17 protein-coding genes and 1 pseudogene are annotated in these 14756 nt (G+C 63.0%); 13 read left to right on the top strand and 5 right to left on the bottom strand.

From position 1 onward, the window contains the following. The first annotated feature begins 60 nt into the window (after positions 1-60). The 7 genes from ABH945_RS21840 to ABH945_RS21810 all read left to right on the top strand — a co-directional run bounded on the left by ABH945_RS21840 (position 61) and on the right by ABH945_RS21810 (position 6034). Positions 61-456: a hypothetical protein gene (locus ABH945_RS21840; protein WP_074766757.1), complete on the top strand. Its 396-nt coding sequence runs from the start codon at positions 61-63 to the stop codon at positions 454-456. 342 nt (positions 457-798) lie between these two features. Further along, positions 799-1794 carry a homoserine kinase gene (locus ABH945_RS21835; protein ID WP_429251871.1) on the top strand — a complete coding sequence of 332 codons (996 nt, stop codon included), beginning with the start codon at positions 799-801 and terminating at the stop codon, positions 1792-1794. Next, on the top strand, positions 1785-2591 hold the full coding sequence (locus tag ABH945_RS21830; protein WP_074766754.1) for a BPSS1780 family membrane protein: 807 nt from the start codon (positions 1785-1787) through the stop codon (positions 2589-2591). Before ABH945_RS21835 ends, ABH945_RS21830 begins: the two co-directional genes overlap by 10 nt. A 171-nt stretch (positions 2592-2762) precedes the next feature. After that, positions 2763-3227, top strand: coding sequence for a MarR family winged helix-turn-helix transcriptional regulator (locus ABH945_RS21825; RefSeq protein WP_074766752.1), 465 nt, complete (start codon positions 2763-2765; stop codon positions 3225-3227). Positions 3228-3397: 170 nt separating this feature from the next. Next, positions 3398-3817 (top strand): organic hydroperoxide resistance protein, encoded by a 420-nt coding sequence (locus tag ABH945_RS21820; RefSeq protein ID WP_074766750.1) that lies wholly within the window; start codon positions 3398-3400, stop codon positions 3815-3817. 210 nt (positions 3818-4027) lie between these two features. Then, positions 4028-5527: a cryptochrome/photolyase family protein gene (locus tag ABH945_RS21815; RefSeq protein WP_429251870.1), complete on the top strand. Its 1500-nt coding sequence runs from the start codon at positions 4028-4030 to the stop codon at positions 5525-5527. 48 nt (positions 5528-5575) lie between these two features. Beyond that, positions 5576-6034 (top strand): TspO/MBR family protein, encoded by a 459-nt coding sequence (locus tag ABH945_RS21810; protein ID WP_074766746.1) that lies wholly within the window; start codon positions 5576-5578, stop codon positions 6032-6034. A gap of 116 nt (positions 6035-6150) precedes the next feature. On the opposite strand, the gene ABH945_RS21805 is transcribed toward ABH945_RS21810, so the two are convergent. Both ABH945_RS21805 and ABH945_RS21800 read right to left on the bottom strand, forming a co-directional pair. Beyond that, positions 6151-6327 carry a DUF3563 family protein gene (locus ABH945_RS21805; protein ID WP_074766744.1) on the bottom strand — a complete coding sequence of 59 codons (177 nt, stop codon included), beginning with the start codon at positions 6325-6327 and terminating at the stop codon, positions 6151-6153. A 108-nt stretch (positions 6328-6435) separates the two neighbouring features. Beyond that, a complete protein-coding gene (locus tag ABH945_RS21800; RefSeq protein WP_429251869.1) occupies positions 6436-7632 on the bottom strand; it encodes an extracellular catalytic domain type 1 short-chain-length polyhydroxyalkanoate depolymerase in 1197 nt (398 codons plus the stop codon). Positions 7633-8024: 392 nt separating this feature from the next. On the opposite strand from ABH945_RS21800, the gene ABH945_RS21795 reads away from it, so the two are divergent. From ABH945_RS21795 to ABH945_RS21780, 4 genes are all read left to right on the top strand, one after another. Then, complete coding sequence (locus ABH945_RS21795; RefSeq protein WP_429251868.1) at positions 8025-8726, top strand: phosphatase PAP2 family protein; 702 nt, start codon at positions 8025-8027, stop codon at positions 8724-8726. 170 nt (positions 8727-8896) lie between these two features. Then, positions 8897-9670 carry a molybdate ABC transporter substrate-binding protein gene (modA, locus tag ABH945_RS21790; protein ID WP_429251867.1) on the top strand — a complete coding sequence of 258 codons (774 nt, stop codon included), beginning with the start codon at positions 8897-8899 and terminating at the stop codon, positions 9668-9670. Between the two features lie 25 nt (positions 9671-9695). Continuing rightward, positions 9696-10370: a molybdate ABC transporter permease subunit gene (gene modB, locus ABH945_RS21785; protein ID WP_429251866.1), complete on the top strand. Its 675-nt coding sequence runs from the start codon at positions 9696-9698 to the stop codon at positions 10368-10370. 1 nt (position 10371) lies between these two features. Beyond that, positions 10372-11073 (top strand): sulfate/molybdate ABC transporter ATP-binding protein, encoded by a 702-nt coding sequence (locus tag ABH945_RS21780; RefSeq protein WP_429251865.1) that lies wholly within the window; start codon positions 10372-10374, stop codon positions 11071-11073. Between the two features lie 20 nt (positions 11074-11093). On the opposite strand, the gene ABH945_RS21775 is transcribed toward ABH945_RS21780, so the two are convergent. Next, positions 11094-11930 (bottom strand): TOBE domain-containing protein, encoded by an 837-nt coding sequence (locus tag ABH945_RS21775; RefSeq protein ID WP_074766732.1) that lies wholly within the window; start codon positions 11928-11930, stop codon positions 11094-11096. A 254-nt stretch (positions 11931-12184) separates the two neighbouring features. Between ABH945_RS21775 and ABH945_RS21770 the strand changes: the two are divergent. Continuing rightward, a pseudogene (locus ABH945_RS21770) lies at positions 12185-12350 on the top strand (oxidoreductase); the annotation flags it as partial. Positions 12351-12426: 76 nt separating this feature from the next. Here ABH945_RS21770 and ABH945_RS21765 read toward each other — a convergent pair. Continuing rightward, positions 12427-12810, bottom strand: a complete 384-nt coding sequence (locus tag ABH945_RS21765; RefSeq protein ID WP_074766730.1) for a tautomerase family protein — start codon at positions 12808-12810, stop codon at positions 12427-12429. A 99-nt stretch (positions 12811-12909) separates the two neighbouring features. Here ABH945_RS21765 and ABH945_RS21760 point away from each other — a divergent pair, with 99 nt between their 5' ends. After that, complete coding sequence (locus ABH945_RS21760) at positions 12910-13761, top strand: LysR family transcriptional regulator (RefSeq protein ID WP_074766728.1); 852 nt, start codon at positions 12910-12912, stop codon at positions 13759-13761. A 308-nt stretch (positions 13762-14069) separates the two neighbouring features. Here ABH945_RS21760 and ABH945_RS21755 read toward each other — a convergent pair whose 3' ends face one another. Continuing rightward, positions 14070-14669 (bottom strand): hypothetical protein, encoded by a 600-nt coding sequence (locus ABH945_RS21755; RefSeq protein ID WP_429251864.1) that lies wholly within the window; start codon positions 14667-14669, stop codon positions 14070-14072. Positions 14670-14756: the final 87 nt, after the last annotated feature.

The following is a 14756-nucleotide window of genomic DNA, read 5'->3' as shown; positions in this document are numbered from 1 at the left end:
ATCGCGCCCCGTACGCCAGACTGGATTTGCTAGAATCGGGGACCATTTTGGAGAATCACCATGAAGCCGCTCCTTCCCGTCGCCGTTGCACTGGCCCTCGCCTTTGGCAACGCCGCGATGGCTGCCCAGCCTGTCGACGACACCCCTTCGCCAGACGCGCCTCAGTCCGCCAACGAGCGGGCCGGTCTGCCCGACCTGGCGAAGATCAATCGTCCGGCCGCCGAGGTCAGCTCGAAGGTCGAAATCAATGTCCCGCGTACGCCGAGCTTTCAGGAAACCAGCCCGAACGGCACTGAAATCACCGAATACCGCGACAAGGGCAAGCCGGTGGAAATCAACGTAAGGTCGAACTTCGGCACGCGTTACCAGATGAGCGCGCCTGCCGACACGTCGCCTACGGTGCGTGACAATGGCCGCGCGAGCACGCGCTTGCCGTCGGTCCATTTGAGCTATTGATTCGTGCCTGGGTGGCTGCCGGGCGTGGTTGCCGTCCAGGTTTTGTGAGGGTGGACGCGAAGCGGCCTCCGGGTTGTTCAACCGGTTTGCACGGCGTCAGTTCGGCGGGGTGAGGTGGAAATATCGCGCTCGCCAGCCGGCACCGTAATCGGGCGTCCGCTCGACAGCGTTTTCCTCGCCATATTGCCGGAATGTCGCCGAGGTGCCGCCCATGTATCACCGCTGCATTTGCCTACCGTACCGGTTAGCGGCATCTGCCAGAAGTTGTTTGCCACCGAATTTGCCGTAAATCGCACTGGCCGCACCGCGCCAGCCCGACCAACCTGATCCGACGTTCCCCGCATGGCTGTCTTCACCGCTGTCAACGAATCCCAACTAGCAGAATGGATGCGTCACTACGATCTCGGCGATGTCGTCGAGTTTCGCGGCATCTCATCCGGTATTGAAAACAGCAACTTCTTTCTGACGACGACGCGCGGCGAATACGTCCTGACGATTTTCGAAAAGCTGACGGCTGAACAACTGCCCTTCTACCTCGATCTGATGCGTCATCTGGCCGCGCATCGGGTGCCGGTGCCCGATCCGATGCCGCGCGAAGACGGCGCGCTGTTCGGCATGCTGCTCGGCAAGCCCGCCGCGATCGTCACCAAGCTCGAAGGCGCGCCGGAAATGGCGCCGGGCGTCGAGCACTGCATTGAAGTCGGACAGATGCTGGCGCGCATGCATCTCGCCGGGCGCGATTACACCGGTTATCAGCCGAATTTGCGCAGCCTGCCGTGGTGGCGCGAAACCGTGCCGACCGTTCTGCCGTTTCTGGAAGGCGCGCAACGCGAGTTGCTGTCGTCCGAACTGGCGCATCAGGAAGCCTTTTTCGCCTCCGCCGACTACGCCGCATTGCCCGCAGGCCCGTGCCACGCCGACCTGTTCCGCGACAACGCAATGTTCGCGCATGCCGCGCCGGAAACGGGCCACGAAGTACGCCTGGGCGGCTTCTTCGACTTCTATTTCGCGGGCTGCGACAAGTGGCTGTTCGACGTCGCGGTGACGGTCAACGACTGGTGCGTCGACCTCGCCACCGGCAAGCTCGACGAGTCGCGCACCGAAGCAATGCTGCGCGCGTACCAGACCGTGCGCCCGTTCACCGCCGAAGAAAACCGCCACTGGGGCGATATGCTGCGAGCAGGCGCGTACCGCTTCTGGGTTTCGCGCCTGTATGACTTTCACCTGCCGCGTGCGGCCGAGTTGCTCAAACCGCACGATCCGGGCCATTTCGAGCGCATTCTGCGCGAACGCCTTGCCGGCGTTCCACATCCAGGCACCCACACTCCATGCAACTGATCGAAGTCCCGGCGAAAACCGGCTATGTGTGGTTCCGCCAGGGTATCTGGCTGTTCCGCAAGAACCCGCTCGCGTTTCTAACACTGTTTTTCACCTACCTGCTGGTGATGACGCTGGTCGCGCAGATTCCGGTGGTCGGTGGCGTATTGCCGCTGGCGTTTATTCCGGGCGTCGCGGTCGGCTTCATGGCGGCGTGCCGCAATACGATCGCGGGCAAACCGGTGTTCCCGACCATTCTGGTGGATGGCTTTCACTCTTACGGCCCGGTGGTCGCGAAACGCCTGCTGGTGCTCGGAGTGGCGTATGTCGTCGCGATGGGCCTGGTGCTGGCCGGATCGGCGCTCGCCGACGGCGGCATGCTGCTCAAGGTGATGCTCGGCGGCGCGACGATGGATCAGGACACGATTGCCAACAGCAACATTTCGCTGGCGGTCATCACGGCCTTCGCTTTTTATATCCCGGTGGCGATGATTTTCTGGTTTTCGCCGATTCTCACCGCTTGGCACGACGTGCCGCCGGTCAAGGCGATGTTCTTCAGCATCGTCAGTTGCTGGCGTAATCGCGGCGCGTTCATCGTGTTCGGCGCGTTGTGGTTTGCGGTGGCGATGATTGTGTCGCTCGGTTTGTCCACGCTGCTGCAGGCGCTCGGCGCGGGCGACTTCGCGTTCGCGATCCTGATGCCCGCGACGATGATCGTCACGACGATGCTGTACTGCTCGTTTTACGCAACGTATCGCGGCTGCTTCGGCGTCCAGACGCCCGAAACGCCGGATCTGCCGACCACCCCGGCGGCTTAAGCATTACCTGTGGCGGACGCCGGTCTGGCGTCCGTCTTTCCGTCTCCCGTGGCAACCTCAGCCACATCCCATCTCCCGTCCCCCTCGCTGCACTCTCGTCAACCCACGCCGATTTGCGGCACAATAGTTTGCGCGCAATCCATTTGCACGCTCTTTCATACGAGATGCATCATGACCCAGCGCCCCGTCACCCTGCCCTTCACGCTCGACGAGCAACTCTGCTTCGCCCTCTACTCGACCTCGCTCGCGATGACGAAGGCGTACAAGCCCTTGCTCGAGAAATTGGGACTCACGTATCCCCAATATCTGACCATGCTGGTGCTGTGGGAAACCGACGACGTCACCGTCAAGGACATGGCGGCGCGCCTGAATCTCGACTCGGCCACCGTCACGCCGCTGCTCAAACGCCTGGAAGCACAGGGACTGCTGGAGCGCGTACGCGGTGTCGACGACGAGCGCCTGGTCTATATCCGCCTCACTAAAGCCGGCTCGGCTCTCAAACGCCAGGCGCGTGAAGTGCCCGCGGAAATCTTCTGCGCGACCCAGCAGTCGCCGGAATTCCTGCTGCGCCTACGGGACGATCTGACCCGCCTGCGCGCCACGCTCAACGATTACATGGATCACCCGGACGACTGACGGACAGCCTGCAAACCAGCGGCTATCACACCTATCTAAAAAATCATTTGCACACAAATGATTTGTACACTATCTTAACGACATGCCGCTTCGATAGCGCTCCGCCAGAACGGCGGCCTCAATGGCGGCAAGCATGCAAATCCTGACAATCCAGATTAAGGAGCAGCACCATGAACATCCTCTACAAGGCAACTGCAACGAGTACCGGTGGCCGTGATGGCCGTGCTGTGTCGTCGGACAATGCACTGGACGTGAAATTGGCCGCACCGCGCGAACTGGGCGGCACGGGCGCTGCGGGCACTAACCCGGAACAGCTTTTCGCCGCCGGCTACTCGGCGTGTTTCCTGAGCGCGATGAAATTCATCGCCGGCCAGCGCAAGCAGACTTTGCCCGCCGACACACAAGTGACGGCAGAGGTTGGCATCGGTCCGAACGACAAGGGCGGCTTCGCGCTCGACATCGATCTGCGCGTGTCGCTGCCGGGCCTCGCCGCCGACGCCGCCAAGGAACTGGTCGACGCAGCGCATCAGGTCTGCCCGTACTCGAACGCCACGCGCAACAACGTCGAAGTTCGTCTGCAAGTCGCGTAAGCTGCGGCGTCGGCGCATGCCGAAAAGTCTGCAATGAGTTGCAAACGGCGGCGCGGCACAACCGCGTCACCATGAACAGCGCCCGCCCTTTCACCATTGGGGCGGGCGCTGTTCCGTTTTGCGGACGCGGCATGTAATCTGCAACGCCAGTCGTGTGCCGCCGCGCCACGGCTTTGCATGAACGCCCTTTCACCTTCGACCCACGCCTAAATGACACGCGCCCGACGCCTGAACGACTCCTTCGACACCGGTCTGGTCTGGTTCCGCCGCGACCTGCGTCACACGGACAACGCCGCGCTCTACTACGCGCTCAAGCACTGCGAGCGCGTCTGGTGCGCATTCGTGTTCGATACGACGATCCTGCAACCGCTGCTGGAAACCTGGCAGGCCCGTCACCCCGATGAGCAGGTGCAGGATCGGCGGATCGAGATCATTCTCGCCGCACTCGGCGAACTGGACGACGCGCTGCGCGCGAAAGGCGGCGGCCTGATCGTGCTGTACGGCGATCCGGCCGATCTGATTCCGAAGCTTGCCGCCGAACTCGGCGTCGACGCGGTGTTCACGAATCACGATTACGAGCCGGTCGCGATCGAGCGCGACGAAAAGGTGGGCGAGCAACTCACCGAAGCCGGCCGACAGTGGCTGACCTTCAAGGATCAGGTGATTTTCGAGCGCGACGAGGTGCTGACCGGCCAGAACAAGCCGTTCACCGTGTTCACCCCGTACAAGAATGCGTGGCTCAAACAGCTGACGGCGTTCGATCTGAAGCCGTATCCCGTCGAAAAGTACGCGAAACATCTGGCTGTGGTGCCGAAAAAGCTGCATCGCGAGTTGCCGACGCTCAAGCAACTCGGCTTCGCACCGAGCAACCTCGCGGAACTGAAGCTGCCCACGGGCATGAGCGGCGCGCAAAGTCTGCTCGACGACTTCATGAGCCGCATCGACAGTTATGCGGATCGGCGCGATTTTCCCGCCGCCAAAGGCCCCAGCTATCTGTCGATGCATTTGCGCTTCGGCACCGTATCGATCCGCACGCTCGCGCGAATCGCGCACGAGATGTCGTTGCAACCCGACGGCAAGGGCTCGGCCACGTGGCTGTCGGAGCTCATCTGGCGGGACTTCTACTTCATGATCCTGTCGCATCATCAGCGGCTGGCGAGCGGGGCGTCGTTCAAGGAGGAATATGACCGGCTTCGCTGGGAACGCGGCTCCGAAGCCGACGAAGCGTTTTCCGCCTGGTGCGACGGCCGCACCGGCTACCCGCTGATCGACGCGGCGATGCTGCAACTGAACCGCACCGGCTACATGCACAATCGCTTGCGCATGGTGACGGCGAGTTTTCTGGTCAAGGATCTAGGCGTGGACTGGCGGCTCGGCGAGCGCTATTTCGCCGACCTGCTGAACGATTTTGACTTTTCGGCGAATAACGGCGGCTGGCAATGGGCGGCATCCACGGGATGCGACGCGCAGCCGTATTTCCGGATCTTCAATCCCATCACGCAATCGGAAAAATTCGACGCGGAGGGCCGCTTTATCAAGCGCTATCTGCCGCAGCTGGAAAAAGTCCCGGCCAAGTGGATTCACGCGCCGTGGCTGGCGGGTCGGGAGCGCCTCGCGGAATTCGGGGTCGTGCTGGGCAAGGATTATCCCGAGCCGATTGTCGACCATGCGGAAGCACGCGCGCGCACGCTGGCCCGTTTCGGCAAGTGAGTACCCGCTTACATCGAATTGATGGATGACGCTTGAAGGAGGTGAAGCATGCGCCGTTTGCCGTCGCTGCTGGTATTTCTGCTATTGACGCTGGCCGCTGCTCTGGTGGCGAGCCGCTTTCTGCCCGACGCATGGTACGCAGGACTGCAAAAGCCCGCGTTTAATCCACCGAACTGGGTGTTCCCGCCAGCATGGACGGTACTGTACGTGCTGATGGCGATTTCCGCGTGGCGCGTGTGGAAACGCGACGGCCTGAGTGCGGCGATCGTTTTATGGGTGGTTCAGTTGCTGTTCAACGCAGCGTGGATGTGGCTCTTCTTCGGTCTGCATCAAGCAGGAGCCGCATTGGCCGACATCGTAATTCTGCTGGTTCTGATCGTCGCGCTAACTTTCGCGTTCTGGCGACGGGACCGCTGGGCAGGAGGACTACTGGTGCCTTACGTCGCCTGGGTGGCGTTCGCCGCGGTTTTGAATCACGCGTTGTGGCAATTGAATCCGGCTGTGTGAGCCTGCGTCAGTTCGACTTCGACTGAGCGGTCGAAAACAGCGTGGGGAGATTGACCTACCCCGAACACCGGCGTCTCACGACCCGCCGATGCTTTGTACTACGCAAAGACTCGAGCTTAGTGCTGGCTCATCCACGACGGCTGGCGGACATTCGCTTCACGGTCCAGCTTGCGCATACGGAATTCCAGGTCGTACAGGTCCGTAGCTTCGGCGAGGAATGCGTCCGCGCGTTCTTTCGCGAGTTGGTCGGGCGATTTGGTCAGAAACAGGAAAAGGCGGCTAAGCAGGTACATGGTCTACCTCGGCAATGAGTTTAGGCGTTAACGCCTAGGGGATAACCCGTATTATAGGGAAAACCCTAGTGTTGCGCCACTGCTCATTTTCGAAGTGTTGCTCAAAACTCACCGATCGGCTGAAGAGCCCGTCGTGGCGGCGGTTTCCGCGATCTGGCCCGCGCCCGTGCGACGTTGATGCTTGAAAAATTCCCAGATCATGGCGCTTGCATCCGGGCCTTTGGCGGAATGGAACGGCACGGCCTCGTCGCCCCCGCTCCACGCGTGCGCCAGACCTTGCACCCGGCAAACCCGCACGACACGCCGGCCGCTGCGAACGTAATCGCGCATTACTACGCCGCCTTTGCGCTCCTCGCGAACTTCGCCGGATTTACGCGCACCGTTTGCGTCGACCATGCGGTTCAGGCGGAGAAACTGCTCGCCCAGTTGGTCTGCGTTAACCGGCGCGACCACATGATCGAAATCGCCGTGGATCACGATCGCCGGCATGCCGGGATAGCGGGCCACATTGGTCACTTCGTCGACCAGTTGAGCCGGATCGCGGCGCGCGCCGCGGCGCATCACGTCCATGGCGGTAATGCCCGAACGTGCCTCGCCGAACGCAGGGCCGGAATGCAGCGCCACTGCGGCGAAATGTCCCGGATAGTTGACCGCCAGCAACGCCGTCAAACCCGCACCAGCGGAAATGCCCGCCACATAAACGCGCTCGGGGTCAAAACCGTGCTGCGCGACCAGCGCATCCACTAGCGACACCACCGCGCGCGCCTCCGCCCCACCCGCGCTGTCGCTGGCGTCATACCAGTGCCAGCAGCGGTGCGAGTGCACATGCTTCGATTGCTCGGGATACACCACGGCAAAGCCAAAGCGGTCAGCGAGCACGTTCATGCGCGTGCCCTCGGCGAATTCGTCGATTGACTGAGTGCAGCCGTGCAGCATCACGAGCAGCGGCATGGACTCGAGCGCATGTCCCGAAGGAACATACAAACCGTATTGCAGATGATTGACGAGCCGCCCCGGCGCGGCAGGCGCCGAGTGGAACGAGCGCGTCCACGAACCGCTCGCCCACGCGGACGCGCGCGGACGAACCCGCGACTCGCGCGCCGCCGGGCGTGGCGCTTCGCGCTTGGCGGATGCGCGAACCGTGGCAGCGGGCTTCAGCGGACGCGCCTTGGCGGACGGCTTGGGCGTGGCAGCCCGCGCCGGGCGTGCCGTCGTGCGCTTGGTGGTCTTCTGAGCGTGCTCGGTTTGAATGGCGAGCAGCCGCTTAAGACCGCGCAGCCAGATTTTCGATAGACTTTTTGCCATCGGCGGAAAACCTCGCAAAAAGGGACAGGTGCCGCACGATAAAAACCCCGAACGACATATCTTGTGCAATGCACAATAACATCATTCTTCGGGCCATGCTGGAGGCTGGCGCACTCATTGGCCGTCGAAATTTCTGATCGGCGAACCTTGGCGCGAGCCTGGCGTCAAACCGCTGCGTCACCTGTTCGGCAGCCCACGAGCGAAGGCCAAAATGCGCCGCGCATGGCAAGACCGCGCTGCAACACCCGTCTATACTGACGCTTAATCAACGTGTTTCGCAGATTTTTCCCGCGTCGGCGATTTGCACCGCTCGCGCGTTGAATCTTTATCAGCCCGACTTTTTTGCGAATTTTGCCAACCCGATTCCGCGCGGCCTGAGCCGCTAACCTGCCATGCCCGATTTACCAGTCCATCTGTGGTACGCCATCACCAGCCTCGGCGGCGCCGGCATGACGCTGCCGCTCGCGTTCGCCATCGCGATCTGGCTGGCGGTCGGCTACTCGTGGCGCATGGCCGCCGGCTGGCTGGTGCTGCTCGGCGCGGCAATCGGCGTGGTAACGGTGACCAAGCTGGCCTTCCTCGGCTGGGGGGTCGGCGTGAAGGAGCTGGATTTCACCGGCGTCAGCGGTCATGCCATGCTGTCTACCGCCGTTTATCCAGTGTCCCTGTTCCTGCTGCTTCTGCCGGCGCGTCCCGCGATCCGGCTGATCGGTGTTCTGGCCGGGTTCGCGGCAGGTATCGCGGTCGGTTTGTCGCGCGTCGTGCTGAGCGCGCATTCGCCGTCCGAAGCCGTCACCGGATGTCTGGTCGGCGCACTCGCCGCGCTGCTGTTCGTGCGCATGGCGTGGAATGCGGAGCCGGGGCGTCTGTCGGTGCTGCCTGTGACCGTCAGCATGCTGGTGCTGGCGGTATTGATGCACGGCGTGCATGTGCCGACCCAGCGCTGGGTCACCGACATCGCGCTGAAAGTGTCCGGCCGTGACCGGCCGTATATCCGCGCAAAGTGGAAGGCGGTGCGCGATGTGCGTCCGTCCATCGCGCCGTTGTCGCAAACGCTCAATACGCTCGCGCCGCATTCGTCGTCCGACGCCTGAGCATTTCCTCGCCGCTTCACAAGCCGCTTCACAAGCCGCTTCACAAGCCGCTTCACAGGCCGCTTCATGCTCGTGGCCGAATAATTGTCATGGTGTCCGTTATATCCTTTCATATATTACGATAGCGGTTTAACCCTTCGTTCCGGTTCCTCACCGGACTTCAGGCCATCATGACCCTGTCCCGCCGCCTTCTGAAAAATGCGCTGTTTATCGCCAGCACGCTCTCCGTGGCCGTCAGCGTGCAGGCTCGCGCCGACGAGCTGGTGGTCTCCGCCGCCGCGAGCCTGACCAACGCGTTCAAGGCAGTCAGCGACGCCTTCGAGCAGCAGCGACCGGGCACCAAGGTGCTGCTGAACTTCGGCGCGTCCGACGTGTTGATGCAGCAAATCGTCAAGGGCGCGCCCGCCGACGTGTTTGCCTCCGCGGATCAGAAAGCGATGGACAAAGCCGCCGCCGAAAAAGTGATCGTGCCCGCCACGCGCCGCGACTTCGCTGCCAACTCGCTGGTGTTGATCGTGCCAGCCGACAGCCGTTTCGCACCCGCCGCGCTGAACGATCTGACCGCGGCCACCGTAAAACGCGTCGCGTTCGGCGATCCGGCTTCCGTGCCGGTCGGCCGCTATACGCAGGGCGCGTTGCAGGCGGCGGGCGTGTGGGACGCGGTGTCGGCCAAAGCGGTGCTGGCGTCGAATGTGAGACAAAGCCTCGACTACGTGGCGCGCGGCGAAGTCGACGCCGGTTTCGTGTTCGGCACCGACGCCGCGATCATGCCCGACAAGGTCAAGGTCGCGCTGAACGTGCCGACGCAAACGCCGATCACCTACCCGATCGCGCAGGTCGAAGGCAGCCGCCACGCGGCCGACGCTCAGGCCTTCACGAACTTCGTACTGTCGCCGGCCGGCCAGGCCGTGCTCGCGAAGTACGGCTTCAAGCCCGCGCACTGATTCCGCTCGCGATAAAAAGCCGCCCATGGAACACGCCTGGATTCCGCTGCTCCTGTCGCTGAAAGTGGCGGGCTGGGCGACCGCGCTCAATCTGGTGTTCGGCGTCGCGGCGGGTTTCGGTTTGTCGCGCTGGCGCTCCGGAGCGCGCGATCTGGTCGATTCGCTGCTGACGCTGCCGCTCGTCATGCCGCCGACCGTGCTCGGCTACTACCTGCTCGTGCTGTTCGGACGGCGCGGCGTGATCGGCGCATGGCTCGACCGATTCGATATCCAGCTGGTATTCACCTGGCAGGGCGCGGTGATCGCATCGACCATGGTGGCTTTTCCGCTCGTATTGAAGTCGGCGCGCGCCGCATTCGAAGCCGTCGATCCGCAACTCGAACGCGCCGCGCGCACACTCGGCGTCAGCGAGACTGCGGTGTTTTTTCGCGTGACCTTGCCGCTGGCTTCGCGCGGCATTCTCGCGGGCGGTCTGCTGGCCTTTGCCCGCGCGCTCGGCGAATTCGGCGCGACGCTGATGATCGCGGGCAACCTGCCTGGACGCACGCAAACGCTCTCCGTCGCGGTCTACGCCGCCGTACAGGCCGGCGACGACAGCACCGCGAATTTCCTCGTGCTCGTAACCTCGGTGACGTGCGTCGTGATCCTGTTGCTCGCGGGCCGGCTGGTGCCGCAGCACACGCTTCTGACCTCGCGCTGACATGTTGCTCGCCGTCGATATCCGCAAGACCTTCGTGAGCGCCGAGCGGCATTTCCTGCTTGACGTGTCGTTCCGCGCGACCTCGCAGCGCGTCGTGCTGTTCGGGCCGTCCGGCGCGGGCAAGAGTCTGACCTTGCAGGCGATTGCCGGCCTGCTGCGCCCCGACGAAGGCGCGATCACGCTGCACGGCAACGCGCTGTTCGACAGCGCGCGAGGCATCGATCTGAAACCGCAAGCTCGCAAGATCGCGTTTCTGTTTCAGGACTACGCGCTATTTCCGCATCTGAACGTGCGGCAGAACATTGGCTTTGGCTTGCAGCAGGGCTGGTTGAATCCGGGTGCGCGGCGGGCGCATCCGCAGGTCGATTACTGGCTCGACGCATTGGAATTGCGGAGCGTAGCGGGCAACCATCCGGCGCAGCTTTCGGGTGGACAGAAGCAGCGCGTGGCGTTGGCGCGGGCGCTGGTTGCGCAACCGCGCCTGCTGTTGCTGGACGAGCCCTTTTCCGCACTCGATAGCGCGTTGCGTCAGCGGATGCGGCGCGAGTTGCTGGATCTGCAAACGCGGCTCGATATACCGATGGTGCTCATCACGCACGATCCCGACGATGTCGCCGCATTCGGCGATCAGGTGGTGCAGGTCAGCGATGGTTGTGTGCGCGAGAATCCGACCTTCACGGGTTATGCGCGCAGTGGGTCATAAAGCGCGTCTTCACGGGACGCCTAGTCTTTCACGCCGAGTATCACGCTCGACGCCTTGAACACGGCAACCGCGCTGCCGCCTTCCACGAGACCGAGCGTTTCGGCGCTCTCGTTGGTGACGACCGCCGTCACGACCGCGCCGCCTTCCAGTCCCAATGACACCTCGGCATTCACCGCGCCGCGCTTCACGCTCAACACCGTGCCGCGCAATTGATTGCGCGCCGATAGCTTGAGCGGTGCGCCGTTTTCGCCGTCGACGAACAGCACGACCCACGACGCCTTGATCAGCGCAAACGCCGCCACGCCTTCAGCGAGGCCCAACGTCTCGGTGCTTTCGTGCGTGAGCACGGAGACGATCGTATGGCCGCCGGGGAGTGTGAGCACGACTTCGTCGTTGACCGTGCCGCGCGTGATCGACGACACCGTGCCGTAGAACTGATTGCGCGCACTCGTCTTCACGCCGATGCGGCCAATCAGATCCCAATCCGTTTCGAAGCCCTCGATCGCCGCGCCCGCCCGTTCGAGAAAACGCCGATGCTCGCGCTCGACCGCGCGAAACGTGTCGATCAGCTTGATCGCGCGCGGTGTCAGCGTGGTGCCGCCACCGCCTTTGCCGCCGGTCAGACGCACGACGAGCGGCTCGCCCGCGAGGTTGTTCATGGTATCGACGGCATCCCACGCGCCCTTGTAGCTCATGCCGACCGCTTTCGCCGCGCTCGTGATCGAGCCGGTCTCGCCGATCGCCGCCAGCAGCGCAATTCGCGACGCGCCGCCGAGCGTGTGTCCGCCGGACTGAAACCAGACGGAGCCGCTGAGTTCGAGTGATTCGCGGGAAGGGTCGATGCGGTCGGATGTCATGGCTGGAAACGTGGAGCGAGGCTGGAGGGGACGGGCAGAAGAGCGTCGGGTAAAGGACGGCGAATCATTATAACGACGCGGCATCACGCGAATGCGTGCTGGAATCTGCGCCGACCGCGAAAGAGGATCGATGAGATATTTTCCGTTCGACGCTTCGCAAGCTCCGCACGCCGTGAACGCTTAGAACGTCTTGCGAGCACTCCGCGCTTTGCATTTTCCGGCATGCCCCACACGTGTCCCAGGTTGATGCTACTGCCACCGAATTCGTGCGCGAGCATCGCAGCAGTTCGATCATCCAGCGGGCGGCAATCACTGAAGAGGCCGCGAATAATGGTGGTGTACGTATGCTCGCCGCAGGCCTCGGCGACTAAGCGCGCGGCGCTGCGGGCCGACGACGGAGTGAGCGATGCGATCGCCTGATTGCCGGCTGGGTCGATTGACATTGCATTGGCGATCGATCGGCCCAGCGACTGGCTTTTCTATAGGGCCGTCACGCTCAAACCGCGTACTGCGCGATCCCATTGCCGAACGACCAGTTCTCCTTCGCGACTTCGACGAGGCTGATGAAAACATCCTCTCGCCGCACGCCCGGCGACTCCGCCAGTTCGTCGACGATCCGCTTGTACAGCGCCTTCTTCTGCTCGAGCGTGCGCGAATTCGTCACCGTCAGCTGGATCGCGACGAAATCGTCGCTTCGCTCGATATTCAGATACTGCCTGTCATAGATCAGATTGGCGGCGTCATGCTCGGTGATCAGCATGAAAACGTCGTCCTTCGGCACGTTGAAAATGTCGACCAGCGAGCGCTGGATGCCTTCGGTCAACTGCTTCCGGTATTCGGCGGACTTGCCTGCGCGTAGTGAAATTCGGCTAAGCGGCATGATGAAACTCCTTTGTTTGCTGGGTGGGTGAACACAGCTTAGGCTCGCTCAGTCATAATAAACAGACATCACTGGCTATTTCATCCATATTCAAATGAAATGAAAGTTCTCGATCTCGATGCAGTTCGGGCCTTCGTGCTGGTCGCCGATCTGCGCAGTTTCACGCGCGCCGCCGATGCGCTCGACACCACGCAATCGGCAGTAAGCCTGAAGCTGAAGCGGCTGGAAGCCCATCTGGGCAAGCAATTGCTGGAGCGCACGCCGCGCGTGGTCCGGCTTTCCGTCGATGGAAACGCTTTTCTCGGCGCGGCGCGCGATCTGCTGAATGCGCATGAGCGCGCGTTGGGGGCGCTGTCGGTGGAGCGTCGGCGGCTCGCGCTGGGGTTGAGCGAGCACGTCGCGGGACCGGATCTGCCGCAGTTGCTCGGCAGGCTCAATGCGCACGATCCGCGGCTGGTGGTGGAGTTGCATCTGGGTTCGTCGTCCACGCTGCTCGCGCAATTCGACGAGCGCCGGCTCGATGCGGTGATCGTCCGTTATGGCGTCGACGAACCGCCGCGTGACGATACGCAAGTGTTGTTCAGCGAGCCGCTCGTCTGGCTGGCGGCGGCTGCCTGGTTGCCGCGGGTCGGCGAGCCGTTGCCGCTGGCGTTGTTGAGCCCGCCGTGCAACGTCCGCGATATCGCGCTGCGCACGCTCACCGAAAACGGGGTGGCGTGGCAGGAGGTGTTCGTCGGCGGCGGGGTGGCTGCCGTTGGCGCGGCGGTGGCGGCGGGTTTGGCGGTGTCGCCGCTGGCGCGTCGGGTGGCGCCGCGCGGGCTGGTCGATGTCGGCGCGCGGCTGGGTTTGCCGACGCTGCCGGAGTCTCGCGTGACGCTGCATTCGCGGGTGCGCGACCGGCAGTCGGTGGAGACGCTGAGGCTGGTGGCGAATGGGCTGGCGTCGCAGTAACGGGGCGACCGAGCGGAGGCCGGGCCGATCTGGCGAGCAGGCCCAGTTCAACCTTAAAAAAAGCGGGATGGAGAAATGGCGCGGCTTGCGTTCGACGCGCAGTGATGCCGCCAAAGTGAAGCCGAAGCGATGGCGGTCCGCGCCATCAGGCCACGTCAATCTGCCGGAATCTGAAGCAACGCCCGGCGGCAAGAAAGGCGCCGTTAACGGTAGCGCCTTATGGCCGGGGCTCGAATCGCAGATGTCAGGTCAGACGGCTTTACATGCGCCGCACGGGTGTCACCCCGTCGCCCGCGCATGAGCCTCAATCAATGAATGATCGGCGGCAACGAACCGCTGCTCGCGGTGGCCGGATTCGTCGATGCATCCGCTGAACCGCTGTTGAAGTTCGCGGACGCAACCGGCAAAGCCGAATGCGACACCACCGGTTTCGCAGCGGCGCTTTTCGCCGCCACGCTAACGGCATGCGGACGAACCGGATGCATCAGATCAGCGCGAACGACCTTGCCCTGCCCCGCTTTAGCGTGAACGAGTTGCGCGTGCGGCTTTTTGCTTTGCGCGACCACGGCGGTTTTCGGCCGGGCCTTGCCTGCACTGACGGCCGCCGGCTTGACGCCGCCCTTCGTCCCCTTGGCCGCGACTGTCTTCACGTTGCCGCGCGCCGCTGTTTTCTCGCCGATGTGCGTCGTTGCCGATGCACCGCGCGCCGCCTTCCGAGGCGCATGCCCGGCCCCCTTGAGACTCGCGCCAGCTTTGGCCTTAACCGCCGTCGGTTTCTTCTTCGCGCTCTTCGGCGCCGCATGCCCGCTCGCTTCCGGCGGATTCCACACTTCCGTGTACCCCGCAGCCATTGCCGCGCCGGATACAGCCCAAACGGCCAACGCCGCTGCTACTGCTCGAAACCACATCACCTGCTTCTCCTGATCTTTCGACTACTTAACGAGCCAGGATTATATTCTCTTGCATTAATCTATATATGGACTAATATCGTCAAC

The sequence above is a fragment of the Paraburkholderia sp. GAS333 genome, assembly GCF_050435665.1.
In the GTDB taxonomy this organism is placed as follows: Bacteria; Pseudomonadota; Gammaproteobacteria; order Burkholderiales; family Burkholderiaceae; genus Paraburkholderia; species Paraburkholderia fungorum_A.
This window is presented reverse-complemented; position numbering and strand designations above follow the sequence as displayed.

Coding starts and splice junctions, on each gene's coding strand:
- ABH945_RS21840 (WP_074766757.1), top strand. CDS start 61: ATGAAGCCGCTCCTTCCCGTCGCCGTTGCACTGGCCCTCGCCTTTGGC.
- ABH945_RS21835 (WP_429251871.1), top strand. CDS start 799: ATGGCTGTCTTCACCGCTGTCAACGAATCCCAACTAGCAGAATGGATG.
- ABH945_RS21830 (WP_074766754.1), top strand. CDS start 1,785: ATGCAACTGATCGAAGTCCCGGCGAAAACCGGCTATGTGTGGTTCCGC.
- ABH945_RS21825 (WP_074766752.1), top strand. CDS start 2,763: ATGACCCAGCGCCCCGTCACCCTGCCCTTCACGCTCGACGAGCAACTC.
- ABH945_RS21820 (WP_074766750.1), top strand. CDS start 3,398: ATGAACATCCTCTACAAGGCAACTGCAACGAGTACCGGTGGCCGTGAT.
- ABH945_RS21815 (WP_429251870.1), top strand. CDS start 4,028: ATGACACGCGCCCGACGCCTGAACGACTCCTTCGACACCGGTCTGGTC.
- ABH945_RS21810 (WP_074766746.1), top strand. CDS start 5,576: ATGCGCCGTTTGCCGTCGCTGCTGGTATTTCTGCTATTGACGCTGGCC.
- ABH945_RS21805 (WP_074766744.1), bottom strand. CDS start 6,327: ATGTACCTGCTTAGCCGCCTTTTCCTGTTTCTGACCAAATCGCCCGAC.
- ABH945_RS21800 (WP_429251869.1), bottom strand. CDS start 7,632: ATGGCAAAAAGTCTATCGAAAATCTGGCTGCGCGGTCTTAAGCGGCTG.
- ABH945_RS21795 (WP_429251868.1), top strand. CDS start 8,025: ATGCCCGATTTACCAGTCCATCTGTGGTACGCCATCACCAGCCTCGGC.
- modA (WP_429251867.1), top strand. CDS start 8,897: ATGACCCTGTCCCGCCGCCTTCTGAAAAATGCGCTGTTTATCGCCAGC.
- modB (WP_429251866.1), top strand. CDS start 9,696: ATGGAACACGCCTGGATTCCGCTGCTCCTGTCGCTGAAAGTGGCGGGC.
- ABH945_RS21780 (WP_429251865.1), top strand. CDS start 10,372: ATGTTGCTCGCCGTCGATATCCGCAAGACCTTCGTGAGCGCCGAGCGG.
- ABH945_RS21775 (WP_074766732.1), bottom strand. CDS start 11,930: ATGACATCCGACCGCATCGACCCTTCCCGCGAATCACTCGAACTCAGC.
- ABH945_RS21765 (WP_074766730.1), bottom strand. CDS start 12,810: ATGCCGCTTAGCCGAATTTCACTACGCGCAGGCAAGTCCGCCGAATAC.
- ABH945_RS21760 (WP_074766728.1), top strand. CDS start 12,910: ATGAAAGTTCTCGATCTCGATGCAGTTCGGGCCTTCGTGCTGGTCGCC.
- ABH945_RS21755 (WP_429251864.1), bottom strand. CDS start 14,669: ATGTGGTTTCGAGCAGTAGCAGCGGCGTTGGCCGTTTGGGCTGTATCC.